At 62.1% G+C, this 24,272-nt stretch carries 24 protein-coding genes and 1 tRNA gene; 18 read left to right on the top strand and 7 right to left on the bottom strand.

What is annotated here, in order from left to right; genetic code table 11:
- Positions 1–193 precede the first annotated feature (193 nt).
- Positions 194–589, top strand: coding sequence for a cupin domain-containing protein (locus tag ACQZ6J_RS22815; RefSeq protein WP_449085712.1), 396 nt, complete (start codon positions 194–196; stop codon positions 587–589).
- Positions 590–1,030: 441 nt separating this feature from the next.
- Here the strand turns inward: ACQZ6J_RS22815 and ACQZ6J_RS22810 are convergent, their stop codons facing one another.
- Entirely contained in the window at positions 1,031–1,237 is a 207-nt protein-coding gene (locus ACQZ6J_RS22810) for a hypothetical protein (RefSeq protein ID WP_449085711.1), read from the bottom strand.
- A gap of 352 nt (positions 1,238–1,589) precedes the next feature.
- Positions 1,590–1,679, bottom strand: a tRNA-Ser gene (locus tag ACQZ6J_RS22805).
- 307 nt (positions 1,680–1,986) lie between these two features.
- On the opposite strand from ACQZ6J_RS22805, the gene rplU reads away from it, so the two are divergent.
- The 11 genes from rplU (at position 1,987) to modC (ending at position 11,597) form a co-directional block, all read left to right on the top strand.
- Complete coding sequence (rplU, locus tag ACQZ6J_RS22800) at positions 1,987–2,304, top strand: 50S ribosomal protein L21 (RefSeq protein ID WP_047634068.1); 318 nt, start codon at positions 1,987–1,989, stop codon at positions 2,302–2,304.
- Between the two features lie 32 nt (positions 2,305–2,336).
- Positions 2,337–2,606, top strand: a complete 270-nt coding sequence (rpmA, locus tag ACQZ6J_RS22795) for a 50S ribosomal protein L27 (protein ID WP_163987311.1) — start codon at positions 2,337–2,339, stop codon at positions 2,604–2,606.
- Positions 2,607–2,735: 129 nt separating this feature from the next.
- Positions 2,736–3,371: a GNAT family N-acetyltransferase gene (locus ACQZ6J_RS22790; protein WP_163987312.1), complete on the top strand. Its 636-nt coding sequence runs from the start codon at positions 2,736–2,738 to the stop codon at positions 3,369–3,371.
- The gene (locus ACQZ6J_RS22785) at positions 3,368–3,955 is read left to right on the top strand and encodes a GNAT family N-acetyltransferase (protein WP_163987313.1); all 588 of its coding nucleotides are present in this window, start codon (positions 3,368–3,370) and stop codon (positions 3,953–3,955) included. Before ACQZ6J_RS22790 ends, ACQZ6J_RS22785 begins: the two co-directional genes overlap by 4 nt.
- Before the next feature lie 267 nt (positions 3,956–4,222).
- Complete coding sequence (gene obgE / locus ACQZ6J_RS22780) at positions 4,223–5,323, top strand: GTPase ObgE (protein WP_449085710.1); 1,101 nt, start codon at positions 4,223–4,225, stop codon at positions 5,321–5,323.
- Positions 5,320–6,489 carry a glutamate 5-kinase gene (proB, locus tag ACQZ6J_RS22775; protein WP_449085709.1) on the top strand — a complete coding sequence of 390 codons (1,170 nt, stop codon included), beginning with the start codon at positions 5,320–5,322 and terminating at the stop codon, positions 6,487–6,489. Before obgE ends, proB begins: the two co-directional genes overlap by 4 nt.
- On the top strand, positions 6,482–7,765 hold the full coding sequence (locus ACQZ6J_RS22770; RefSeq protein ID WP_449085708.1) for a glutamate-5-semialdehyde dehydrogenase: 1,284 nt from the start codon (positions 6,482–6,484) through the stop codon (positions 7,763–7,765). The genes proB and ACQZ6J_RS22770 overlap by 8 nt, the downstream gene beginning before the upstream one ends.
- A 37-nt stretch (positions 7,766–7,802) precedes the next feature.
- Positions 7,803–8,384 (top strand): nicotinate-nucleotide adenylyltransferase, encoded by a 582-nt coding sequence (locus ACQZ6J_RS22765; protein WP_246725775.1) that lies wholly within the window; start codon positions 7,803–7,805, stop codon positions 8,382–8,384.
- A gap of 557 nt (positions 8,385–8,941) precedes the next feature.
- Positions 8,942–9,739, top strand: coding sequence for a molybdate ABC transporter substrate-binding protein (gene modA, locus ACQZ6J_RS22760; RefSeq protein ID WP_449085707.1), 798 nt, complete (start codon positions 8,942–8,944; stop codon positions 9,737–9,739).
- Positions 9,740–9,825: 86 nt separating this feature from the next.
- Positions 9,826–10,527, top strand: coding sequence for a molybdate ABC transporter permease subunit (gene modB / locus ACQZ6J_RS22755; RefSeq protein WP_449085706.1), 702 nt, complete (start codon positions 9,826–9,828; stop codon positions 10,525–10,527).
- Positions 10,524–11,597, top strand: coding sequence for a molybdenum ABC transporter ATP-binding protein (gene modC / locus ACQZ6J_RS22750; protein WP_449085705.1), 1,074 nt, complete (start codon positions 10,524–10,526; stop codon positions 11,595–11,597). The genes modB and modC overlap by 4 nt, the downstream gene beginning before the upstream one ends.
- Positions 11,598–11,603: 6 nt before the next feature.
- On the opposite strand, the gene ACQZ6J_RS22745 is transcribed toward modC, so the two are convergent.
- Positions 11,604–11,987 (bottom strand): winged helix-turn-helix domain-containing protein, encoded by a 384-nt coding sequence (locus tag ACQZ6J_RS22745; protein WP_163987321.1) that lies wholly within the window; start codon positions 11,985–11,987, stop codon positions 11,604–11,606.
- A 401-nt stretch (positions 11,988–12,388) separates the two neighbouring features.
- Between ACQZ6J_RS22745 and rsfS the strand changes: the two genes are divergently transcribed.
- The 6 genes from rsfS to ACQZ6J_RS22715 all read left to right on the top strand — a co-directional run bounded on the left by rsfS (position 12,389) and on the right by ACQZ6J_RS22715 (position 18,394).
- Positions 12,389–12,835: a ribosome silencing factor gene (gene rsfS, locus ACQZ6J_RS22740; RefSeq protein ID WP_163987322.1), complete on the top strand. Its 447-nt coding sequence runs from the start codon at positions 12,389–12,391 to the stop codon at positions 12,833–12,835.
- A gap of 171 nt (positions 12,836–13,006) precedes the next feature.
- A complete protein-coding gene (rlmH, locus tag ACQZ6J_RS22735) occupies positions 13,007–13,489 on the top strand; it encodes a 23S rRNA (pseudouridine(1915)-N(3))-methyltransferase RlmH (protein WP_449085704.1) in 483 nt (160 codons plus the stop codon).
- 190 nt (positions 13,490–13,679) lie between these two features.
- Entirely contained in the window at positions 13,680–15,119 is a 1,440-nt protein-coding gene (locus ACQZ6J_RS22730) for a murein hydrolase activator EnvC family protein (protein WP_449085703.1), read from the top strand.
- The gene (locus tag ACQZ6J_RS22725; RefSeq protein WP_163987325.1) at positions 15,109–16,437 is read left to right on the top strand and encodes a S41 family peptidase; all 1,329 of its coding nucleotides are present in this window, start codon (positions 15,109–15,111) and stop codon (positions 16,435–16,437) included. Before ACQZ6J_RS22730 ends, ACQZ6J_RS22725 begins: the two co-directional genes overlap by 11 nt.
- 217 nt (positions 16,438–16,654) lie before the next feature.
- Entirely contained in the window at positions 16,655–17,839 is a 1,185-nt protein-coding gene (locus ACQZ6J_RS22720; RefSeq protein WP_449085702.1) for a divergent polysaccharide deacetylase family protein, read from the top strand.
- A 15-nt stretch (positions 17,840–17,854) separates the two neighbouring features.
- Positions 17,855–18,394, top strand: a complete 540-nt coding sequence (locus tag ACQZ6J_RS22715; protein ID WP_163987327.1) for an RNA pyrophosphohydrolase — start codon at positions 17,855–17,857, stop codon at positions 18,392–18,394.
- A gap of 46 nt (positions 18,395–18,440) precedes the next feature.
- On the opposite strand, the gene bfr is transcribed toward ACQZ6J_RS22715, so the two are convergent.
- From bfr to ACQZ6J_RS22695, 4 genes are all read right to left on the bottom strand, one after another.
- Positions 18,441–18,926, bottom strand: coding sequence for a bacterioferritin (bfr, locus tag ACQZ6J_RS22710; RefSeq protein WP_149637944.1), 486 nt, complete (start codon positions 18,924–18,926; stop codon positions 18,441–18,443).
- On the bottom strand, positions 18,892–19,203 hold the full coding sequence (locus ACQZ6J_RS22705) for a (2Fe-2S)-binding protein (protein ID WP_163987328.1): 312 nt from the start codon (positions 19,201–19,203) through the stop codon (positions 18,892–18,894). The genes bfr and ACQZ6J_RS22705 overlap by 35 nt, the downstream gene beginning before the upstream one ends.
- Before the next feature lie 140 nt (positions 19,204–19,343).
- The gene (locus tag ACQZ6J_RS22700; protein WP_449085701.1) at positions 19,344–22,808 is read right to left on the bottom strand and encodes an error-prone DNA polymerase; all 3,465 of its coding nucleotides are present in this window, start codon (positions 22,806–22,808) and stop codon (positions 19,344–19,346) included.
- Positions 22,805–24,232, bottom strand: coding sequence for a Y-family DNA polymerase (locus ACQZ6J_RS22695; protein WP_449085771.1), 1,428 nt, complete (start codon positions 24,230–24,232; stop codon positions 22,805–22,807). Before ACQZ6J_RS22695 ends, ACQZ6J_RS22700 begins: the two co-directional genes overlap by 4 nt.
- Positions 24,233–24,272: the final 40 nt, after the last annotated feature.

Raw genomic sequence — 24,272 nt, 5'->3', positions numbered from 1 at the left:
GAATCGAAACGCGGGAATGGGAAGGCCGTCCCGTTCCCGCGCGCAGCCATCTCCCTTCGATATTGCCTTTCATCGGAACAGGTCCCGGCAAACGGCATGCCGGCGGGCGCCGCGTCCAAGGCCAGCCCGATTGACATTCCCTGCCGTTGTGACACCGTTCTGGACCGTTGCTGACACACTGTTTCGAGGCGAAATGACCAAGCGATCGCAAGCTGTCATCACCACTGCAGAAGAACGCCCCCGCGACGGATGGAACGATCCGGTCCACGGCCGCATATCCTGGCATACGCTGCTCAGCAGCGACATCACCCCCACCGACAGCATGAGCGCCGGTATCGCCGAACTTGGGCCCGGCGACGAACTCAAGCCGCATCGGCATGATCCGTCGGAAATCTATTTCATCGTCGAGGGATCCGGTATCGTGCGGATCGACGGCGAGGAGACGACGGTCAGGGCCGGCACGACGGTCTTCATCCCCGGCAACGCCGAACACGGCATCCGCAACGAATCAGGCGCTATCCTGAAATTCTTCTACGTCTTCCCGATGGGGTCGTTTGCGGATGTGGTCTATCGCTTCCCGGAGAACTGACGGCGCCGCCGGCCCATCGGGGGATATATGCGGAATCGGGGCGGCCCGAGCCGCCCTTTCGTTAAAACCATCGGGCGCTGTAAGCTGACTTCCCACGCTTCATCGAACCCCGGTCACGTTCACCCCTGCTTGTGCTGGTCACGGTGTTGCGTTGCGTGCCGGCTGCCAGCTGGGCCAGACCACCGGTCTTGACCGTGGACCGCTCGGTTTCCGGCTCAGACGGCAAGGCTGCGAACGCGCCCATGACGAATGTGACAGGCGCCAATACGGCAACGATGTTTTCCTCGAAAGCCTCCTTGGTTCGAACCGCGCTGGATAGGCGCGGGAACCTGGCGTGGAGGCGTCAGCAGCCGATAAACATGGGACACATGCCCTATTTCGGCACGACGAAGGCCTGCCAAATCATGGCTCGGTTTGACATGCCGAGGCCACGGCCGCCGATCAGGCACCGTTGATGATCGGCATCAAACGATCAATTGTTACCGCCTTGGCGCGGTATCCTGCGATGATGACCACCACCCGATCGACCATCATGACGGTATCCGGGACGATGCCCGGAATATTGAGGCCTGCCCGGACGATTATAATGGCGGCGATCACCGCGGTAGCGATAGGAATTATAGCGATATCCGGGCCGATAGTGGTCACGGCTGCCGATGATCACACCGCCGCCGCTATAATAACCACTGCTATATCCCTCATATCCGTAAGACCCGCCACCCTCGACGCAGCTCGATAGAGACAAGCCGGCGAGACCAAGAACAGCAGCCACAAGCAGAGATTTCAGTTGCATGGACATTCCTCCTACGCAGGGATGTAGATAAACCTATCCTGCCGTCAATGGAACGAGAATCACGCAACCCCAACCTGATTAGGACAAAAGACCCCCAGTATCATCATGGTCGTCCACGCATGGCCGGGAAACAAACGGAACTTGAGGGTCGCGGTTGTCGGAAAATCAGGGAATATACGGCGATATTGGCCTGTCACAGAAAGCATATGGCGGAGAGGGTGGGATTTGAACCCACGATGCCCTTGCAGGCATGCCGCATTTCGAGTGCGGTGCATTCGACCACTCTGCCACCTCTCCGGTTATGCTGGTCGGCGCTTGTTCGGCGCGGGCTGTCTCATAGCGAGAGACGGGAAGGATGGCAAGGGCGAATATGAAAGCTTTTCATCCTTTTGCCTTGACAGATCAGGGACGCTTATATATCCCGTGCGGCGCAATAGGTGTGGATAAGTCCGCGCCTGGCCAGCCCGGCCTTTTGGCGGGGCTTCACCGGCAGAATTTTTTGAGGGCCTGAGGCCTTTGGAATCCCTGCTAAGTTTCGACTGATAAAAAGACGGCCGCTCGTCCTTGAGGCGAGAGAGCCGGAACGAACATGAAAGGATAAAAAATGTTCGCAGTCATCAAGACCGGCGGTAAGCAGTATCGCGTGGCAGCCAACGACGTGCTGACCATCGAGAAGCTCGAAGTCACCGCCGGCGGCACCGTAGAATTCACCGAAGTCCTCGTTATCGGCGAAGGCGCCGACGCTGCGATTGGTGCTCCCTTCGTTCAGGGCGCTTCCGTCAAGGCCGAAGTGGTCGAGCACAACCGCGGCAAGAAGGTCATCGCCTTCAAGAAGCGCCGTCGTCAGAACTCGAAGCGTTCGCGCGGCCATCGCCAGCACCACACTGTTGTCCGCATCACGGACATCGTGGCTGCCAAGTAAGTAACGGGATCAGGGTTTAAAGGAGAACTCCAATGGCACACAAAAAAGCTGGCGGTTCCTCGCGCAACGGTCGCGATTCCGAATCCAAGCGCCTTGGCGTGAAGAAGTTCGGCGGCGAAACCGTCATCGCAGGCAACATTATCGTGCGTCAGCGCGGTACGCAGTGGCATCCGGGCACCAATGTCGGTCTCGGCAAGGATCACACGATTTTTGCGCTTACGGCAGGCAACGTGAATTACCGTACGAAGGCCAACGGCCGCGTATACGTATCTGTAATGCCAAAAGCGGAAGCAGCGGAATAAGCCGGTAGCGCTCTAAAACAGCCGGCGTCTCATCGACCCGGCTGACCGCATCAGGTTCAGACCAGAAAAAAGGGGAGATGGGACGCCATCTCCCCTTTTTCTTTACCCTCAACCAAGGAGGACTGAACCATGCAAGGCGAATTGTTAAGGGAAGACCAATCACGGTCTCCCGAAGAACGGCTGAGGCCGGATAGGTTAAGGACCGATTGCCCCGTCTTACTGTCGGAAAGGCTCGTTCTGCGCGCGCCCCACGAAGAAGACATCGACGCCCTTGCCCATCTCGCCAACAACGCCAATGTCGCTACTATGGTATCGCGTATGCCGCACCCGTATACGACCAATGATGCCGCCGATTTCGTGCGACGCACGAAACTTGGCGAGATTGGCAAGTGCGTCTATGCGATTACGAAAGCCGAAAATGGCGCCTTTCTCGGATGCTGCGGCGTCGAGCCGACGGCCGACCCCCGCACCGTCGAGATCGGCTACTGGCTGGGCGAACCCCACTGGAACCAGGGCTACACGACGGAAGCCGCGCACGCCCTGATCGACATGGTCTTCCGCACGCGCGAAAACGTCGCCCAGATCGACGCCCGGTGCCGGGTCATGAACGTCGCTTCGAGACGGGTCGTCCAGAAGTGCGGCTTCCAGTTCCAGGGGTCCGGTCTTGCCGCGTCCCTGGCGCTCGGCGGCACCGTGCCGGTCGAGTGGTACAGGCTCGACCGCAAGACCTGGATATCGTTGCGCAGCTGGGGAGGCTTGAGATGAACGCGCTCGCCCTCACCAGCCGCAACGCCAGGATCCTGATGCCCGGCCCGACGCCTGTCATCCAGACCGGTCGGCTGACCCTGCGCCCGCACAGGCTCGGCGATGCGGACGCGATTGCGGAATCGCTCTCCGATTTTGCCGTCACCCGCATGCTGGCCCGCGTGCCCGCGCCATACGATCGGCAGGATGCGCTGGACTGGCTGGTCGAGCACACCTCCGGTCTGGGCATGGATTGGGAACTTGCCATCACCGAGCGGGATGATGCCCATGTCGGCTGCGTCGGCATCGAGCTCCGCCACGGCCGCTGGCACCTCGGTTACTGGCTGAACCGCTACTACTGGCGGCAAGGCATCATGACCGAAGCGGTCAAGGCCGCGCTCGAACGCTTTGCCCGCCGCATGCCCGAAGTCGCCGTCCACTCCGGCGCCTTCGCCGACAATCCGGCATCGCTCAAGCTGCAGCAGAAGCTCGGCTTCGAGATCACCGGTTGCTCGGAGATCTACAGCTTCGCCCGCAACACCATGGTTCCGCATATCGAAACCGTGTTGAGGCCGGGCGCGCTGCGGCTCTCGCAGGCGGCATGAAGCCCTGAAAATCAGCCATCGCCGGTCCTGCCGGCGATGGCGCCACGCCAATCGCGCTGTTCTTGATGTTATGACACGTCGGCTGCACGATATTCTTTGACCTTAGCCCGAAGCGCCTATATCGAAGGCGCATGACGGGTAAATGGCCGGCCGATGCGTCCGTATGGATGCGCAAAGGACGGCTGAAATCGATAAAGAGCGCATAGGCTTTTCCCAGTCCCATTCGATGCGAAGGGATATGCGCCGACACCGGGTGACGGACGTAAGATGAAATTTCTCGATGAAGCAAAAGTCTATATTCGCTCAGGCGACGGCGGCGCGGGCAGCGTCTCCTTCCGGCGCGAGAAGTTCATCGAATTCGGCGGGCCGGATGGCGGCGATGGCGGCCGCGGCGGCGATGTCTGGGTCGAAGCCGTCAACGGCCTCAACACGCTGATCGACTTCCGTTATCAGCAGCATTTCAAGGCCACGATCGGCACGCACGGCATGGGCAAGAACCGCGCCGGCGCCAAGGGCGAAGACGTGACGCTGAAGGTGCCAGTCGGCACGCAGATCTTCGAGGAAGACGGGGAAACCCTGATCTGCGACATCACGCAGGAAGGCCAGCGCTTCCGCCTCGCCGCCGGCGGCAATGGCGGCTTCGGCAACGCCTATTTCAAATCCTCGGTCAATCAGGCGCCGGACTGGGCCAATCCCGGCCTGCCGGGCGAAGAAAAGACCATCTGGCTGCGGCTGAAGCTCATCGCCGACGCCGGCCTCGTCGGCCTGCCGAATGCCGGCAAGTCCACCTTTCTCGCAGCCGTTAGCCGTGCCCGGCCGAAGATAGCCAACTATCCGTTCACGACGCTGCATCCCAACCTCGGCGTCGCCACCATCGACGGCCAGGAATTCATTCTTGCCGACATTCCCGGCCTGATCGAAGGCGCGCATGAGGGCGTCGGCATCGGCGACCGCTTCCTCGGCCATGTCGAGCGCACGCGCGTGCTGCTGCATCTGGTCTCCGCCCAGGAAGAAAAGGTCGGCAAGGCCTACAAGACCGTGAAGCACGAGCTTGAAGCCTACGGCAACAGCATTCCCGACAAGCCTGAAATCGTGGCGCTGTCGCAGATCGATGTCGTGGACGAGGAAACGCTGAAGAAGAAGACGCGCGAGCTCGCGCGGGCCTGCGGCACGACGCCGTTCCAGATTTCCGCCGTCACCGGCCGGGGCATGACCGAAGTGCTGCGCGCGCTGCGCGATGTCATTGTCGAAGCCAATGCAGGCGAAGCGGACAAGCCGGCAAAGACGCACAAGCTGCGACACCGCGACATGCAGCTTTCCGACGATGCGGGCGAAGATGAAGGCGAGGACGAGGATCATCAGGGATGACCGCCCGCAAGCCGCTCGACCGCTACCGCCGCATCGTCATCAAGATCGGCTCCGCCCTTCTCGTCGATCGCAAGACCGGCTTGAAGAAATCCTGGCTCGACGGCATGTGCGCCGACATCGCCGCATTGAAGGCCAAGGGCATTGATGTCCTCGTCGTCTCCTCGGGCGCCATCGCGCTCGGGCGCTCGGTGCTCGACCTGCCTTCCGGCGCGCTGAAGCTGGAGGAAAGCCAGGCCGCCGCGGCGGTCGGGCAGATCTCGCTCGCCCGCGCCTGGTCCGAGAGCCTGTCGCATGACGATATCGTTGCCGGCCAGATCCTGCTGACGCTCGGCGACACCGAAGAGCGCCGCCGTTACCTCAACGCCCGCGCCACCATCAATCAGCTTTTGAAGATCGGCGCCGTGCCGATCATCAACGAGAACGACACGGTCGCCACCAGCGAAATCCGCTATGGCGACAATGACCGCCTCGCCGCCCGCGTCGCCACCATGACCGGCGCCGACCTTCTGGTGCTGCTGTCGGACATCGACGGGCTCTATACCGCCCCGCCGCATCTCGATCCGCAGGCGAAATTCCTCGATTCGATCGCGGAGATCACGCCCGAGATCGAGGCCATGGCCGGCGCCGCCGCCTCGGAACTGTCGCGCGGCGGCATGCGCACCAAGATCGATGCCGGCAAGATCGCCACCGGCGCGGGCTGCGCCATGATTATCGCTTCCGGCAAGACCGACCGGCCGCTGAATGCCATCGAGAATGGCGCCCGCTCCTCTTGGTTCGCGCCGTCGGGCACGCCCGTCACCGCCCGCAAGACCTGGATTGCCGGGCAGCTGCAGCCAGCCGGCGAACTGCATGTCGATGATGGCGCCGTCACGGCGCTTGGCGCCGGCAAGAGCCTTTTGCCGGCCGGCGTGCGCAAGGTCGTCGGTCATTTCGGTCGCGGCGATACCGTCGCCGTCGTGGGCCCTTCCGGCCGTGAGATCGCCCGCGGCCTTGCCGGCTACGATGCCGAAGAGGCCCGCCAGATCACCGGCCGCAAGTCGGCGGAGATCGAGGCCATCCTCGGCTATGCCGGCCGCGCCGCCATGGTGCATCGCGACGACCTCGTCATGACCGCTTCCGTCAAGACGAAGGCCGAGAAGTTGAAGAAGGATGAAGCCCATGCTTGATACCGTCGCACAAAGCCCCGACATCGATGCGTTGATGAACGATATCGGCCGCAAGGCCCGGGCTGCGTCGCGACCGTTGGCCTTCGCCTCCACCGAGAGCAAGAACAAGGCCTTGAGCGCCATGGCGGACGCCATTCTGGCGCGCAAGGATCACATTCTTGCCGAGAACGCCAAGGATTTGAAGGATGTCGAGGGCACCGATATGCTCGCCTCCTTCGTCGATCGCCTGACGCTGAACGACAAACGGGTCGCCGAGATGGCAGAGGGTATTCGCGCCATCGCAGCACTTGCGGACCCGGTGGGCGAGGTCATCGCCGCCTGGGATCGTCCGAACGGGCTGAAGATCGAGCGCGTCCGCACGCCGCTCGGCGTCATCGGTGTCATCTTCGAAAGCCGGCCGAATGTCACTGCCGATGCCGGCGCGCTGTGCCTGAAGGCGGGTAATGCCGTCATCCTGCGCTGCGGCAGCGATTCGCGCCGCTCCTCGCAGGCGATCCACGAATGCCTGGTCGAGGGGTTGAAGGCGGCAGGCCTGCCCGAGCATGCCATCCAGCTCGTTCCCGTCAGCGACCGCGCTGCCGTCGGCGCCATGCTGCGCGGCCTGGAAGGCAATATCGACGTCATCGTGCCGCGCGGCGGCAAAAGCCTGGTCGCCCGCGTGCAGACCGAGGCCCGCGTGCCGGTCTTTGCCCATCTCGAAGGTCTTTGCCACATCTACGTCGATGCCTCGGCCGATCTCGACATGGCGAAAGCCATCGTCGTCAACGCCAAGATGCGCCGCACAGGCATCTGCGGCGCGGCCGAGACGCTTCTGGTCGACAGAAAGGTCGCCTCCACGCATCTGAAACCGCTGCTCGACAACCTCGTCGAAGCAGGCTGCGAAATCCGCGGCTCCGCCGAGGTGCTGAAACTCAATCCCGGCCTCAAACCGGCGACGGAGGAAGACTGGACGACGGAATATCTGGCGGCCATCATTTCCGTTGCTCTCGTCGACGGCATTTCCGGCGCGATCGATCATATCGGCAAATATTCGTCCAACCATACCGAGGCCGTCATCGCCGAGGATCCCGCGGTGGTCGAGCGCTTCTTCACCGAGATCGACTCGGCGATCCTGCTGCACAATGCCTCGACGCAATTTGCCGATGGCGGCGAATTCGGCATGGGCGCGGAAATCGGCATCGCCACCGGCAAGATGCATGCCCGCGGCCCGGTCGGCGTCGAACAGCTGACCTCCTTCAAATATCGCGTTCGCGGCAACGGACAGATACGGCCCTGACGTGCTGAAAGAAGAGGTCGATCAACGCTATCTGCGCATGCCCCATGCCGAGCGCGGCATGGTGGTCGGTCTTTTCGGCGGCTCGTTCAATCCGCCGCATCGCGGCCATGCGCTCGTGGCCGAGATCGCCATACGCAGGCTCGGCCTCGACCAGCTCTGGTGGATGGTCACGCCGGGCAATCCGCTGAAGAACCACAATCACCTTGCGCCGCTCGCCGAACGCATCGCGCTCAGCGAGCAGATGCTCCACAATCCGCGCATCAAGGTGACGGCATTCGAGCAGGCGCTCGGCATGAGCTACACGGCCAATACGCTGGCGCGCGTGAAGGCGCGCAACAGCCATGTCCACTTCATCTGGATCATGGGTGCCGACAGCCTCAATACGTTTCATCGCTGGCAGAAATGGGAAGAGATTGCCCGCACCTTCCCGATCGCCGTCATCGACCGGCCGGGATCGACGCTATCCTACCTCTCCGCCAAGATGGCAAAGACATTCCATTACGCGCGCGTCGACGAGGATGACGCCCGCGTGCTGTGGAAGAAGCGCGCACCCGCCTGGACCTTCATCCATGGACCACGCTCGGCGCTCAGCTCGACGGCCTTGCGCGCCGCACAATAACCGGATCGAATTTTTGGGATGATTGGAAAATAAAAAGCCCGACGGGGGAGGAGGATCCGTCGGGCTTTTGAACCTGATCAGCAACTGGGAGGAGGATAGTTGCTGATCCATATCGAACGGCATTGGGAGGAGGAGATCGCCGTTCGATGTTTATGTTTTAGCAGATTTTACCGATTGATAAATGGCCGATTGCGCAATGCAGCAATGCAATCAGAGCATAGCTTCAAAAATTTTCTGCCCAAAAAACGCTTATTTCAGGAAAAGGCAATCTTTGCCTTTTGCTATCACAGCTAAACTTAGCGCTGAATAGTCCGCAATTCCACGGTTTGTAACGTTACGTTTCGCTTCGTGAGCGTTCGCCAATCAAGTGGGCGAATCCAGCCATGCGTTATCGTGAAGGCAACGACCCGTTCATATGCAGCGCGATATCGAAAGTCCATAAAATTCGTAGGGTTACGCTGCGGGATCACGATGTATTTTTGCAGATACATCCCTAGCCAAGCTTCGCGCATCGTTATATCTCTCGAAATATGTCGACATCTTTGGGGAGAAATAAGATGGCCACCAGCCGCCGCAGATGGATCAAGCTTGCAACCGCCGCACTATCAGCCGCATGGCTCGGCCTCTCGGTTATGCCGGCACCGGCCTTCGCCGCCGACAAGATCGTCGTCTTTGCCGCCGCCAGCATGAAGAATGCGCTCGACAATGCCGATGCCGCCTTCACCAAGGAAACCGGCAAGGAAGTCACCGTCTCCTATGCGGCGAGCGGCCCGCTCGCCAAGCAGCTCGAAAACGGCGCGCCGGCCGATGTCTTCATCTCCGCCGACACCAACTGGATGGATTATGTCGCTCAGCGGAAGCTGATCAAGGACGACAGCCGCGTCAACCTCCTCGGCAACAAGCTCGTCCTCGTCGCCGCCAAGGACAAGGCCAAGCCGGTCGAGATCAAGCACGGCTTCGACCTGGCCGGATTGCTCGGCGACAGCCGCCTGGCGATCGGCCAGCCGGAATCGGTGCCGGCAGGCAAGTACGGCAAGACGGCGCTGGAAAAGCTCGGCGTCTGGGCTTCGGTTGAAAAGAAGGTCGCCGGCGCTGAAAGCGTGCGTGCCGCGCTTGCGCTGGTTTCGCGCGGCGAGGCGCCCTACGGCATCGTCTATCAGACCGATGTCTCGGCCGATCCGGGCGTTGCCGTCGTCGGCACGTTCCCGGCCGACAGCCATCCGCCGATCGTCTATCCGTTCGCCATCACTGCCACCAGCAAGAACCCGGACGTACAAGCCTATTTCGACTATCTGAAATCGGCTAAGGCTGTTCCGTTCTTCGAGCATGAGGGCTTCACGATCCTGAAGCAGTGAGCGTCGTCACCGCACGTCAGGCATGACAGTTCAACCATCAGGCTCGCCGACCAGTGGCGGGCCTGAGACGTTTTAAGGGGCAGGGTTTGGACGCATTGGGTTTGAGCAGCGATGAATGGACGGCCATAGAGCTGAGCCTGCGCGTTTCCGTCGTCGCCATGCTGGTGAGCCTGCCCTTCGGCATCGCGGCCGCCTATCTTCTTGCGCGCGGCCGCTTCTGGGGCAAGTCGCTCCTCAACGGCGTCATCCACCTGCCACTGATCCTGCCGCCTGTCGTCACCGGTTTCATCCTTCTCATTCTCTTCGGCCGCAAGGGGCCCATCGGCTCGCTGCTCGACCAGTATCTCGGCCTCGTCTTCTCCTTCCGCTGGACGGGCGCCGCGCTCGCCTGCGGCGTGATGGGCTTTCCGCTGATGGTGAGGAGCATTCGCCTGTCGATCGAGGCGGTCGATCGCAAGCTGGAGGAAGCCGCCGGCACGCTGGGAGCCAGCCCAGCCTGGACTTTCATCACCGTCACCCTGCCGCTGATCCTGCCCGGCGTGATCGCCGGCATGATCCTGTCCTTCGCCAAGGCCATGGGCGAATTCGGCGCCACCGTCACCTTCGTTTCCAATATTCCCGGCGAAACCCAAACCCTGTCTTCGGCCATCTACACCTTTACCCAGGTTCCGGGCGGCGATGCCGGGGCGATGCGGCTGACCATCGTCGCCATCGTGATTTCCATGGCGGCGCTGCTCGCCTCGGAATTCCTCGCCTATCTCGCCGGCCGGAGGGTGGATTTCGAATGACGCTCTCGGTCGATATCCGCCATCGCCTCGGTGCCTTTTCGCTGGAGGCCTCGTTTACCTCCGAGGGCGGGGTGACGGCCCTTTTCGGCCGCTCCGGCTCCGGCAAGACGTCGATCGTCCGCATCATCGCCGGCCTCACCCGGCCCGATCATGGCCGCGTCAGCCTCGACGACACGGTACTTGCCGACACCGCCAGACAGATCTTCGTTCCCCGTCACCGCCGCCGCTTCGGCTATGTCTTTCAGGAAGCACGCCTTTTTCCGCATTTCTCGGTACGGCAGAACCTCAATTACGGCCGCTGGTTCGCCCCCCGGAACGAGCGTAGCGAAAGCTTCAACGGCGTCGTCGATCTGCTTGGCATCGAGAAGCTGCTCGACCGCCGGCCGGCAAAACTCTCCGGCGGCGAAAAGCAGCGCGTCGCGATCGGCCGCGCATTGCTTTCCTCGCCACGGCTTTTGCTGATGGACGAGCCGCTCGCCGCACTCGACGAGGCGCGCAAGGCGGAAATCCTTCCCTATCTCGAACGGCTGCGCGACGAGACCAGGATTCCCATCATCTATGTCAGCCACTCCATCGCCGAGGTGGCGCGTCTGGCAAGCCGCGTCGTCGTCATGCGTGACGGCAAGGTCGAGACGATCGGCGCTGCCGTCGATATCTTCAGCCAGCTGTCCGGTCCATTGGCAACCGACCGTCGCGAAGCCGGCGTGCTGCTGGAAGGCCGCGTCGAGTCGATGGACGACCGGCATCGTCTGACCGTCGTCGCCCTGAAGACGGCAAAACTCGTCGTGCCGGGTCAGGCCGCCGCGATCGGCAAGACCGTACGCGTCCATATTCCCGCCCGCGATGTCATGCTGGCGACAGCGCGGCCCGAGGGTCTCAGCGCCCTCAACATTCTCGATGGCGTAGTGCGCGACATAGGCGCGGCCGCCGATGGTACCGCGGAAGTCAGGGTCGATTGCGGCGGCGACATCGTCACCGCCCGCATCACGCAGTTATCGGCAGAGCGTCTTGGATTGAAGGCCGGCCTGCCGATCCATGCGGTCATCAAGACGGTGGCGCTGGAGCAGTAGAACCGGTCAAGCCTTCTTGGACGAACCGTCCGCCGGGTTACGGTTGGCTTCGAGCCAGTTCAGATCGTCGGCGATGGCGGCGCGCAGGGTCGTTTCCATGTCGCGGAAGCGCCGCAGCAACTCCTCGCCGAACGGGGTCAGAGCAGCCCCGCCGCCCTTCTGGCCGCCACGCTGCGATTCGACGACCGGCTCTCTGAACATGTGGTTCAATTCGCTGATGAGCATCCACGCCCGGCGATAGGACATATCCATGGCGCGGCCGGCGGCCGAGATCGAGCCGGTCTCCTGAATATGTTCGAGAAGCTCCATCTTGCCGCGCCCCAGCCGGTCCTGCCCGGAAAAACTGATGCGGAGGATGGGCTTCAACGATGGCTGCGGAGCGTCTGTCATGGCACCTGTGGCGGTTTGGTCCTCATGGTGTATACGCGGCCTTCGCCTGGCTGTACATGCCACAGGAAATGGCTTGTTGCGAGCCGGTTGTCCCGCGATCTTCATCCCGGAATAGAGCAGGCCCAAACCTGATATCGCTCGGCAAAATATGCGCTCGCCTGCGAAATTCACGATCGGGCCCCTGACCGCACCTCTGGCCGCAACCTCATTCTTCTCGACCAAGCGGTCCTGTGAAGGCCGGTCCGATGGCCCCCGAAGAGGCATTCCACCCATATCTGGTGCGAAAATCCCGGTTTCGGACACAAATCCTTGTCTTGTGCGCCATCTCGACACCGCCTGCGTCTTGAAACCTTAATGCTTTGATGCCTATCTTTGTAGCGTGATCGACTCAGATCGCGTATGTGCCTGTTCTGTTACTCAAGGAAGGAAGAGCACTGACAACAGTACACGCCAAGGGAAGAACGCCTGTCGTTATCCCGAAGAGCCCGGAACGTGGCGCTGATGCCGCTGCCCGCGCCCTGCAAGCCGTCCTCGCAAGCCTCGAGGACTCCAAGGCCGAAAATATCGTCACCATCGACATTGCTGGCAAGTCTGCGCTTGGAGACTACATGGTCGTCGTCTCCGGTCGATCGAGCCGCCATGTCCTGGCGATTGCCGACCATCTCACGACCGATCTCAAGGACGAGGGCTTCGGCAACGCCCGCGTCGAAGGTCTCGATGGCGGCGACTGGGTGTTGATCGACACCGGCGACATCATCATCCATGTCTTCCGACCGGAGATTCGCGAGTTCTACAACATCGAAAAGATGTGGGCCGCACCCGATCTCGACGAAGGCACGCTGCACTAACCGAGCGACGGCATTCCGAGGAAAAGCGCGCAGCGGTTTTCCGTCCGGAATGCGGAAATGCTCCAGGGGGCTTTCCCGGCCCCGGTTGGCAGCCTCACATCGCCGGACATGATTGTCCGGCAAGAGTTTTGTTTTGTGCCGCCATAAAGGCGGATAGGCTTGGGAGCGGGAATGCGGATAGGTCTTTTTGCGGTGGGACGGTTGAAAGCCGGCCCTGAAAAGGATCTTGCGGCTCGCTATCTCGACCGTTTCGCCAAGGCCGGGCCGGCCATCGGCCTGGAAATGGCGCGCATGACCGAGGTCGCCGAAAGCCGCGCCTCCAACAGCGAGACCCGCAAGCGCGAAGAGGCGGGCCTGCTGCAGAAGGCACATCCGGACGGCGGCGTCCTCATCCTTCTCGACGAACGCGGCAAGGCGCTGGACAGCGAAGCCTTCGCCACCATGCTTGGGACGTTCCGCGATCAGGGCAAGCGCGACCTGACGATCGCCATCGGCGGTGCCGACGGCCTCGACCCCTCGCTGTACGACAAGGCCGACATGACCGTTTGCCTCGGCAAGCTGACCTGGCCGCACCAGCTGGTGCGCATCCTCATCGCCGAGCAGCTCTACCGCGCCGTCACCATCCTCTCCGGCCATCCCTACCATCGGGTATAGGCGCCTCGGCACGGCTTCGAAAACAGTTTGGCTTTCGGTCTTTTTGCGTTAACGAAACGCTCACACAGGCGTGTTTTGATTCCCGCCTCGAAAATGACGATGCTTCCTAGCTGATCGCGGCAAATCAGCCTATTTTTACGCGATCCGAAGGGACCAGGCCCGAACCGACTGGATGAGAAAAGCCCCGCCCATGCTTTCGCGTCTCGTGCTGCCAGCTTTGGCGGCATGTCTCGGTGCGGGCGCTTACATGGCCGGCCCCTTCTCGTTGAAGGACGTGGCGCTGGCGCAGGAGACCGATGCCGCCACGCCGCAAGGGCCCGACGACCGTCCTTCGACAACGGCATCGACCCCGCCTGCGCAACAGGCAGCCGATCCGGCGGCGGATCTCGCCCGCAAGCGCGATGAAACACGCACGCAACTCGACGAGCTTTCCAGGACGATCAGCCTGTCCTCCGACAAGACCAAGGAACTGGAAGACAGCATCGCTTCGCTCGACAAGAGTACGTCCAGCCTGCGTCAGGCACTGATCGACAGCGCGGCCCGCCGCAAGGAGCTGGACCGCAAGATCCAGCAAAGCGAAAAGACGCTGACGGATCTTGCCGTCAAGGAAGACAAGATCCGCGCCTCCCTGCACGATCGCCGCGCCCTTCTGGCCGAAGTGCTGGGCGCGCTGGAGCGCATGGGACGCAACCCGCCGCCGGCGCTGCTGGTGACGCCGGACGATGCGCTCGCCTCGGTGCGCAGCGCCATTCTTCTCGGCGCCGTCGTGCCGGGAATGCGCAAGGAGACCGACAAGCTCGTCGCCGATCTTACGGATCTCAGCAAGCTGCATGCCGATGCCGCCGCCGAAAAGGCCAGCTTCACCGACACCATGACCAACAGTCTGGAGGAGGAGCGGCGCATGGATCTGCTGATTGCGGAGAATGACAAGCATAGCAAGGAGAATGCCTCGCAGCTCGAGACGGAGCGCAAGCGCGCCGAGGAACTGGCGGGCCAGGCAACCAGCCTGGAAGGGCTCGTCGCCTCGCTGGAAAGCCAGATCGGCTCGGTGCGCGATGCCGCCGCTGCCGCCCGCGCCGAGGAGGCGCGCCGGGCGCAGATGACCGAACAGCAGCGCGAGCAGGCGAAAGCCCTGGCCGAAAACGGCGTGCCCGATAAAAACCGCATTACGCCCGCATATCCCTTTTCGGACCTTAAACAGAAGTTGGAGCTGCCCGTGGCGGGCGATATTCTCCGCCATTTCGGCGACGACGACGGTACCGGCCATACCGCGATGGGACTGACCGTCGCGACCGGTCCGGATGCGCTCGTGACGGCTCCCGCCGATGGCACGGTCGTCTATGCCGGCGCGTTTCGCAGCTACGGACAAATGATCATTCTGGACACGGGCGACGGCTATCACATGGTGCTGTCGGGGATGGACGCGATCAAGACGCGCCCGGGCAGATTCGTCTTCGCCGGCGAGCCGCTCGCCACGATGGGCCAAAAAAGAGTCGCGAGCGCGACCGCATTGGCGCTGGAAACGGATCGGCCAACGCTTTACATTGAATTCCGAAAAGATGGGAAGCCGGTCGATTCTCGGCCCTGGTGGACCTCCAAAGACACTGGAAAGGCACGCAATGATACGTAGGGCTTCTCTTGTTCTCGTTGGCGCATTGATGGGTGCGACCGCGATGAGCGTTATCTACTCGGCGGTAGCGCCGGCGGAAGCCGCTGGCACTTCCACCTACAAGGAGTTGTCGATTTTCGGCGACGTCTTTGAGCGCGTCCGAGCCCAGTATGTAACGCCGCCGCAGGAAGACAAGCTCATCGAAGCCGCCATCAACGGCATGCTGACCTCGTTGGACCCGCATTCGAGCTACATGAATGCCAAGGACGCGGAAGACATGCGCACCCAGACGAAGGGTGAATTCGGCGGTCTTGGCATCGAAGTGACGATGGACAACGATCTCGTCAAGGTCATCACCCCGATCGACGATACGCCCGCCGCCAAGGCGGGTGTGCTTGCAGGCGACTATATCACCGCGATCGACGGCCAGTCCGTTCGCGGGCTGAAGCTGGAAGACGCCGTCAACAAGATGAAGGGCGAAGTCAAGACGCCGGTCAAATTGACCTTGATGCGCAAGGGCGTCGACAAGCCGATCGAACTTACGGTCGTTCGCGACGTGATCGCCATTGCTGCCGTCAAGTCGCGCGAGGAAGGCGGCGACGTCGGCTACATCCGCATCATCTCCTTCACCGAAAAGACGACGCCGGACCTCGAAGCCGCGATCGCCAAGATCAAGAAGGACATTCCGGCCGACAAGTTGAAGGGCTATGTCCTCGACCTGCGCCTCAATCCGGGCGGCCTGCTCGACCAGGCGATCAACGTTGCCGACGACGTGCTTGAGCGTGGCGAGATCGTTTCGACCCGCGGCCGCAATCCGGACGAAACCCGCCGCTTCAACGCCACCCCAGGCGATCTGACCGATGGCAAGCCGATCATCGTTCTGATCAACGGCGGCTCGGCTTCGGCTTCGGAAATCGTGGCCGGTGCGCTTCAGGATCTGCGTCGCGCCACCGTCCTCGGCACCCAGTCGTTCGGCAAGGGCTCCGTTCAGACGATCATCCCGCTCGGTGACGGCAACGGCGCGCTTCGCCTGACGACGGCGCTCTACTATACGCCGTCGGGCCGCTCGATCCAGGGCACGGGCATCACGCCTGATGTCAAGGTCGACCAGCCGCTGCCGGACGATCTGAAGGGCAAGCTGACGACGGAAGGCGAATCCAGCCTGCCGGGCCACATCAAGGGTCAGAGCGAAACCGACAAGGGCTCGGGCTCCTCGGCCTACATGCCGCCGGACCCGAAGGACGACATCCAGCTCAACTATGCGCTCGACCTGCTGCGCGGCGCCAAGACGGATCCGTCCTTCCCGCCGAACCCGGAAAAGGCAGTTTCCTCCAAGTAAGGAGATCGCGCCGGGCTGGAAACAGACCCGGCGCTTTCACAACCGGGGGCGGAGCAACGCGTATCGTTCCGCTCTCTCCGGCCGAATGAGTTCGGCCCTGTTCAAAACAGTTTCGTTCATGTTTTAGCACTTTGAGTGCTGCGGGCATTCTTTTCGCTTCGGCGAGAGCGGAACGCTCGAGGCCGACACAATTTTCCGCTTGGGGTGGATAGGAACTTTGGGAACGGATTTGCATGCACCGTTGGGACAGAATCGCGGCCCCGGCCGGCCGCGCCGCCCACCACCCTTTGGGCGCATTCTCGGCGGTTTCTGCCTGATCGCGATCGCGGGCTTTTCCCTTTATTCGGCGCTTATGCGCGACGACCTGCGAAAGACCCAGCCGGTCGAGACGGCAAAGAAAGAAGATCCGGCGCCGCCGGCCGAAGCAAAGCCGGCGCCAGACAGCCAGGCGGGCCTGACCCAGGTCGATCCGCAGTCCGGCGCCAACACCACCCGCGTCGTTACCGGCGACGGTTCCGTCGTCACCATGTTCAGCCCGGGCAACCGCGACGGCAGCGGCCCGGTATTGATCAACGCCAACCAGGTGGGCCAGGACCCGCGCATGGCGGCAACGCCGAACGACAGCCTCCTGGAAGACTCGCCCTTCGGCAAGCTGCCGATCGTCTCACCGAGCGGCCTGAGGCCGATGGATCAATATGCGCGGCCGTGGTCCGGTGCCCGCGGCACCCGCGTCGCCATCGTCGTCAGCGGCCTCGGCCTCAGCCAGACAGGCACGCAGCGCGCCATCGAGAAGCTGCCGGAGGAGATCACGCTCGCCTTCGCCGCCAGCGGCAACAGCCTGCAGCGCTGGATGCAGGAAGCAAGGCGCGGCGGCCACGAGATCCTGATCCAGGTGCCTTTCGAGCCCTTCGACTATCCCAGCAACAATCCGGGACCGGAGACGCTGCTGACCTCGCTATCGGCCGCGAAGAACATCGACAACCTGCACAAGGCCATGGGCAAGATCACCAACTATACCGGCGTGATGAACTATCTCGGCGGCCGCTTCCTGGCCAATCCCGGCGCGATGGAGCCGATACTGCGCGACGTCGGCAAACGCGGCCTGCTGTTCCTCGACGATGGTTCTTCCGCGCAGTCGCAATCCGGAACGCTCTCCAAGGCACTGGAGGTTCCGCATGCCTTTGCCGATGTTCAGCTTGACGGAGAGCTGCAGCAGGACGCGATCATGAAGAAGCTCGACGAGCTGGAGCGCATCGCCCGCCGCAACGGTTCCGCGATCGGCGTCGCCTCCGCCTTCGACGAAAGCGTCGACGCCATCAGCAAATGGAGTGAGGAAGCCGCCATGCGCGGCATCGAAATCGTGGCGGTCTCGGCGCTTGCCGACGACCCGAAACATCCCTGACCGCTGGAGAGAAAGATGAGCACGCCCCACGCGCCCGTGAGAGCCGAAGACCTGCCTTACCGCCCCTGCGTCGGTATCATGATCCTGAACCGGGATGGCCTCGTCTGGGCCGGCCGACGCATTCCGATCGGCAATTCCGAATATGACGGCTCGCCGCAGCTCTGGCAGATGCCGCAGGGCGGCATAGACGAGGGCGAGGATTCGCTGAAAGCCGCCTATCGCGAGCTCTACGAGGAAACGGGTATGAAAACCGTGACCCTGCTGGCCGAGGCGAAGGACTGGATCAATTACGATCTACCGCCGCAGCTGATCGGCATTGGCCTGAAGGGAAAATATCGCGGCCAGACGCAGCGCTGGTTCGCCTTTCGCTTCGACGGCGACGAGAGCGAGATCGCCATCAATCCGCCGCCGGGCGGCCACGAGCCGGAGTTCGATGCTTGGGAATGGAAGCCCATGGCAACGCTACCGGGCCTGATCGTCGCCTTTAAACGATCGGTCTACGAGCAGGTCGTTTCCGAATTCAGCCATCTGGCCGGCCTGAAGGCCGAAGACTAAGCGGGAAAGGCCGGCCGCCCGAGCGGCCGGTTCCATGGAGCATCGATTATTCTGCGGAATCGGCGGAATCAGCGTTGAGCTGGCCGTACTTGGCTTCGCCGATCTTTCCGAGAAGGTCGAGCTGGGTTTCCAGGAAGTCGATGTGACCTTCCTCGTCCGCCAGCAGCTCTTCGAACAGCTTCATCGAAACATAGTCGCCGGCGTCATGACAGATGTCGCGCGACTTCTTGTAGGCCGTGCGGGCGTCGTATTCGCCGGCAAGATCGGCCTCCAGCACTTCCTTGACGTTCTGGCCGATGCGCAGCGGCGCCAGCGTCTGGAGGTTGGGGTGACCTTCAAGGAAGATGATGCGTGCAACGAGACGATCGGCGTGCTGCATCTCCTCGATGGATTCCGCACGCTCCTTCTTGGCGAGCTTCGTGTAGCCCCAGTCCTCGAGGAGTCGATAGTGAACCCAATACTGATTGACTGCGCCAAGCTCGAGGAACAGCGCCTCGTTAAGCCGCTCGATGACTTTTTTGTCGCCTTTCAATGTCCGCTCTCCTGTTTTCTTCGTGGAATTTTTTCAGGCGGGACATGAAATCAAATATTTCGGCTTCCGTCGAGTGGCGACGGGCGTGATATTCTTCGGTTGTCTGTATAATGATATCAACGACATTCGGGAAACAGCCGCAGCAACGGCCGCGCTTTTCCATGGCGTGATAGACCTTGGCGGGGACGATGAGCTGCCAACAGTCCTGATCAAGGAGTTCAGTGATGACGTCCCGGATTTCCCTGTCAGTGATGTAATTACAGCTACAAACCAGCATTCTTCGTTCAGCCCGTCAAACATGACATTTGCTGTCTTGTTATCTGCTAAAGAAGACGCCCTTTGTCAAGAAAGAAACGATTCGAATTAATGCGCCCGTGCGGCCGGCGCTGATCGTCTCCGGATACGAAGGCCGCAATCTCAATGGAAATTGCGCCCCCGCGGCATGACTTGCGCCGGTTCGACACCATTGGTGCGGCCTTCCGCCGCTGCCCCGGTGTCAGGCCCGCGCGGCAGCAGCGTACGCTTCTTCTGCCTGTGATCCATGGTCGGCCGCAACGCCTCGTCCGCCCGATCGCTGACGCCGAAGCGCCGTGCCTCGCGTTGGAGAATGCCGAGCGCCGGGGTCATGTCATCGATGTGATCGACCACCACATGGATGACGCCGCTTTCGCTCTGCAGGCGGCCGCGGATCTTCACCAGCCGCGCGCTCATGACAATGGCGCGGTATTTCTCGAATTTTTTCGGCCAGACGATCGCATTGGCGACGCCGGTTTCGTCCTCGAGCGTCATGAAGATCACGCCCTTGGCCGAGCCCGGCCGCTGGCGCACCAGCACGAGCCCGGCGATCGTCACCATCCGGCCGTTGGCGACATCGGGCAGGTCACGGCTCCGCACGATGCCCTGCCGCGCAAAATCGTCGCGCAGGAAGGAAACCGGATGCGCTTTCAAGGAGAGCGACAGGTAACGGTAATCCTCGATGACCTGCTCGCCGGGCAGCATTTCAGGCAGCGAGACCGCCGGCTCGATCTGCAGCTCCGCCTGGCCGCCGAGATCGAAGAGGGGGAGCTTTTCGGCAGCACTGCCGGCATCGAGTGCCCGCACCGCCCATAGCGCCTCCCGCCGGCTGAGGCCAACGGAACCGAACGCATCCGCATCCGCCAGTCGTTCGATCTGCGCCTTGGCAAGCCCGGACCGCAGCCAGAGATCGCGCACGGACCGATAGCCATCGCCGCGATGCTCGACCAGCTGCTGCATCTCGTCTTCGGAGAGGCCCTTGACCTGTCGGAAGCCGAGACGGACAGCACACTGCGACTTGATATGGTCACGCATCGTCGCATGACGTGACTCGACTGCACCACGATCGAAAGGCGCCTTCTCCAGCAGGCAATCCCAGACGGAATGATTGACATCCACGGGCCGCACCTTGACGCCATGCTCGCGCGCATCGCGCACCAGCTGCGCCGGCGCATAAAAACCCATCGGCTGGGCATTGAGGATCGCCGCGCAAAAGACATCGGGATAATAGGCCTTGAGCCAGGACGAGGCATAGACGAGCAGAGCGAAGGAGGCCGCATGGCTTTCGGGAAAGCCGTATTCGCCGAAGCCCTTGATCTGCTCGAAGCAGTTCTTGGCGAACTCACGGTCGTACCCCTTTGCGGCCATACCCTCGACCATCTTCTCCTCGAAGGTATGAATGGTCCCGGTTCGCTTGAAGGTCGCCATCGCTCGGCGCAGCTTGTCCGCTTCCGCAGGCTTAAATCCTGCTGCTGTAATGGCTATCTGCATGGCCTGTTCCTGAAACAGGGGAACGCCCAGAGTACGCTTTAGCACCGCCTCCAGCTCTGGACTCGGATAGTCGAGTTTTTTTCCCGCCCGTTTGGCCTCCCGCCGCTTGAGATAGGGGTGCACCATATTGCCCTGGATCGGGCCGGGCCGAACGATCGCTACCTCGATGACCAGATCATAGAATTCGCGGGGCCTGAGACGCGGCAGCATGCTCATCTGCGCCCGGCTTTCGATCTGGAAGACGCCGATCGTGTCGGCGCGGCAGATCATGTCATAGACCGGCCCGCCATCGGGATAATTGGCGTGACCGAGATCGGAGAGCTGTTTCTTCACATCGTAGTGCAGCAACAGCAGGTCGAAAGCCTTGGCGAGGCAGGTCAGCATGCCGAGCGCGAGCACATCGATCTTCAAGATGTTGAGATTGTCGAGATCGTCCTTGTTCCACTCGATCATGTAGCGATCATCCATCGCCGTATGCATGATCGGCACCACCTCGTCCAGCCTATCCTTAGTGATGACGAAGCCGCCGACATGCTGGGTCAGGTGCCGCGGAAATCCCATCAGCGTCGAGGCATAGGACAGGACGTTCTTCGTTGTCTTGTCGGTGAGATCGAGGCCGGCGATCTTCGCCTCGCGCTCGGACAGATCTTCCGTCGACCAGCCCCAGACGCCGCTCGCAAGGGCCGACTGCACATCCTCCGACAGGCCGAAGGCCTTGGCCACCTCACGGCCGGCCGAACGCGCCCGATAGCTGGTGACCGCCGCCGTCAGCCCGGCATGCTCCTTTTTGTAATGCCTGTAGATAAATTGAATAACCTCTTCCCGCTTCTCATGCTCGAAATCGACGTCGATGTCAGGCGGCTCCTCACGTTCCGTCGAGATGAAGCGTTCGAACAGGAGCATCGTGATCTCAGGATTAACCTCCGTAATCCTGAGACAGTAACAGACCGTCGAATTGGCCGCCGACCCTCGCCCCTGGCACAGGATATTCTCGCTGCGGGCAAACTCCATGATGCGGTGCACTGTCAGGAAATAGGGCTCATATTGCCGCTCGCGGATGAGCTTGAGCTCATGCTCGATCTGCGTCGAGACCTTTTTGGGAACCCCGTCGGGATAGCGCCAGTTCGCCCCCTCCCACGTCAGTCGCTTCAGCGTCTCTGCAACGGTCTCGCCGGGAACGCTTTCGTCGGGATAATTATGTTTCAACTCATCCAGCGAAAAAGACAGTCGGCTAAAGAATTTTCGCGTATTGTCGATGGCCTTCGGATAGTCTCGGAAAAGGCGAGCCATCTCGGCAGCGCCCTTCATGTAGCGTTCGGCATTGGCCGCCAATTTGAAGCCGGCCTCGGCGATCGGCACATGCTCGCGGATCGAAACGACGATATCTGCAAGCGGCTTGCGTTCGGTCGCATGATAGAGTGGCTGGTTGCTGGCGATCAAACGCACGCCGTTGCGCTGCGCGATGATGGATAATGTGGCAAAGACCAGACGGTCCCGTCCGTCATAGGCAGGCGACAAGACCATATGAAGTTTTCGGCCGAAGCGCGTCCACAGTCGCGCCAGGCATTGCTCCAGTCTTGCCTGCCCTTCTTCCGTCTCGACGCTCTCCGCATCGGGAACGAGCGCCAGCATCATCTCGTCGCCCCATTCCGTCAGGTCGCTTTCGTTGAGGATACAGGCGCCTTTCTCGGCCCTGAGGTTGCCGGCGCTCAACAGCCGGCAGAGATGCGCCCACCCCTTGCGGCTCTGCGGATAGGCAAGGATGTCGGGCGTGCCGTCCGAGAACACCAGACGAGCACCCGGCTGGAAAGCGACGGGCTTCAGGAGCGGTTTCACCGGTTCTCCCTTGGCGCTGAGTTCCAGATTTTCCCTGATGGTTCTCTCATATTCCGCCTGGAGAACTTTGGTATGCGCATGCGCCTTGACCACGCCGGCCACCGAATTGCGATCGGCAATCCCGAATCCGGAGAGCTTCAGGAGGGCGGCCTGTATCACCATCTCCTCCGGATGCGAGGCACCTTCGAGGAAGGAAAAATTCGTCCTCACTCCTATTTCGAGGAAGGGTACGGGTTCGTGAAAGCTCGGGCGCGCGTTCATGCGAAGACCCCATGCATATACCAGTCCGGCGCTGTCCCGCCCCGGCCATAAAGCCCCTTGCGGAACAGCCAGAAGCGATGACCCTCTTCATCCTCGATCTGGAAATAGTCGCGGGCAGGCTCTTCCTTTTCCTCGGTCCACCATTCCGCCGAAAGCCGCTCCGGCCCTTCGGCCCGGCTGACCCGATGCATGACACGCCGCCAGCGGAACTGCCGGGGCGGACCATCGGGCACTTCGGCGGCAATAGCCTCGATCGGCTCCGGCATGCGAAACAATCGCAGCGGCCGCTCGCCGCGGAAGAAGCCATGCCCGGCATCCTCTTTGGCGGTCCGCCGCCTGGAGGCGAGGATAGCCATGGCCGGCAGCGGCCGCACGGCCCGCTCGGGGATATGGCTCTGCCGCAATTCGAACCCTTGCAGGCAATCCGGCCCCAGCCGTGCGGCCACCCGGTCGACAAAGGCGGCAAGCGAGCCGTCCTGGCGGCTTTCTCCGACGAAATCGCCCTGCATCGCATCGAAGGGCGCATATTGGAGCACATTGAGGCGGATGATCTCGAAGCCGTAACCGACATCCAGATCGTCGTGAATGGCCCCGAAGCGCTCCGTGAACAGGCTGGCGACCCGGCTCGGTTCGCGCAAGGGCTGCGATGCGCCGGCGGCGATGCGGAAGACCGCACCATCCACCCGGAAGAGCAGAAGCTCGAAGGTGCGGCCGCCGACGCCGCGTGCCTCCAGCCCCGGTTTCAGGGTTTCGGCAAGCTGGCGGGCAATCTGCAGAATATCGTCTTCCGCCTGCACCGGTTCGGCAAGCCGGCGCTCGGCCGACAACTGCGCGACCGGCCGGCGCGGCGAGATCGGCTCTTCGACCAAGCCGACAGCCTGATCGAGCCGCAACAGCAGCGGCGCGCCGAACCTGCGGGCAAGCGGCGCCCGCGGCGCGGCCAGAAGATCGCCCACCTGCTTCAGTCCCAGCTTCTGCAACGCGGCAATCGTCTCCTCGCCGAGCCTCAGCGACGCCACGGGCAGCGGCGCCAGCGCCTCTTCCATGGCTTCGGGGGGAACGATGCGGCTCTCCTCGAAGCGGGCGACCGCCCAGGAGAGGCCGGGCGCGGAGGAAATGGCGCCGCGCACGTCGAGCCCCAGCCGGGAAATCCGGATCAATATATCCTCGAGCAGCGCCTCCTCGCCGCCGAAGAGATGGGCGCAGCCGGTAATGTCGAGAAACAGGCCGTCCTTGCCGTCGATCGCCACCAGCGGCGTATAGCGGTCGCACCAGTCGGCGATCGCCTCCAGCAGCTTGCGGTCCGCGGCGAGGTCTTCCTCGACGACATCGAGATCGGGGCAGATCGCCTTCGCCTCGGCGACGCCCTGCCCCTGCTTCAAGCCGATCCTCTCCGCACGCTCGTTGAGTGCGGTCAGACGCATGGTGTTGTTGAGCTTGCCGGCACAGGCCAGCGGCGGCGCT

The organism is Rhizobium sp. A37_96 (assembly GCF_053521765.1).
This window is presented reverse-complemented; position numbering and strand designations above follow the sequence as displayed.

Coding starts and splice junctions, on each gene's coding strand:
- ACQZ6J_RS22815 (WP_449085712.1), top strand. CDS start 194: ATGACCAAGCGATCGCAAGCTGTCATCACCACTGCAGAAGAACGCCCC.
- rplU (WP_047634068.1), top strand. CDS start 1,987: ATGTTCGCAGTCATCAAGACCGGCGGTAAGCAGTATCGCGTGGCAGCC.
- rpmA (WP_163987311.1), top strand. CDS start 2,337: ATGGCACACAAAAAAGCTGGCGGTTCCTCGCGCAACGGTCGCGATTCC.
- ACQZ6J_RS22790 (WP_163987312.1), top strand. CDS start 2,736: ATGCAAGGCGAATTGTTAAGGGAAGACCAATCACGGTCTCCCGAAGAA.
- ACQZ6J_RS22785 (WP_163987313.1), top strand. CDS start 3,368: ATGAACGCGCTCGCCCTCACCAGCCGCAACGCCAGGATCCTGATGCCC.
- obgE (WP_449085710.1), top strand. CDS start 4,223: ATGAAATTTCTCGATGAAGCAAAAGTCTATATTCGCTCAGGCGACGGC.
- proB (WP_449085709.1), top strand. CDS start 5,320: ATGACCGCCCGCAAGCCGCTCGACCGCTACCGCCGCATCGTCATCAAG.
- ACQZ6J_RS22770 (WP_449085708.1), top strand. CDS start 6,482: ATGCTTGATACCGTCGCACAAAGCCCCGACATCGATGCGTTGATGAAC.
- ACQZ6J_RS22765 (WP_246725775.1), top strand. CDS start 7,803: ATGCCCCATGCCGAGCGCGGCATGGTGGTCGGTCTTTTCGGCGGCTCG.
- modA (WP_449085707.1), top strand. CDS start 8,942: ATGGCCACCAGCCGCCGCAGATGGATCAAGCTTGCAACCGCCGCACTA.
- modC (WP_449085705.1), top strand. CDS start 10,524: ATGACGCTCTCGGTCGATATCCGCCATCGCCTCGGTGCCTTTTCGCTG.
- ACQZ6J_RS22745 (WP_163987321.1), bottom strand. CDS start 11,987: ATGACAGACGCTCCGCAGCCATCGTTGAAGCCCATCCTCCGCATCAGT.
- rlmH (WP_449085704.1), top strand. CDS start 13,007: ATGCGGATAGGTCTTTTTGCGGTGGGACGGTTGAAAGCCGGCCCTGAA.
- ACQZ6J_RS22730 (WP_449085703.1), top strand. CDS start 13,680: ATGCTTTCGCGTCTCGTGCTGCCAGCTTTGGCGGCATGTCTCGGTGCG.
- ACQZ6J_RS22725 (WP_163987325.1), top strand. CDS start 15,109: ATGATACGTAGGGCTTCTCTTGTTCTCGTTGGCGCATTGATGGGTGCG.
- ACQZ6J_RS22715 (WP_163987327.1), top strand. CDS start 17,855: ATGAGCACGCCCCACGCGCCCGTGAGAGCCGAAGACCTGCCTTACCGC.
- ACQZ6J_RS22705 (WP_163987328.1), bottom strand. CDS start 19,203: ATGCTGGTTTGTAGCTGTAATTACATCACTGACAGGGAAATCCGGGAC.
- ACQZ6J_RS22700 (WP_449085701.1), bottom strand. CDS start 22,808: ATGAACGCGCGCCCGAGCTTTCACGAACCCGTACCCTTCCTCGAAATA.
- ACQZ6J_RS22695 (WP_449085771.1), bottom strand. CDS start 24,232: ATGCGTCTGACCGCACTCAACGAGCGTGCGGAGAGGATCGGCTTGAAG.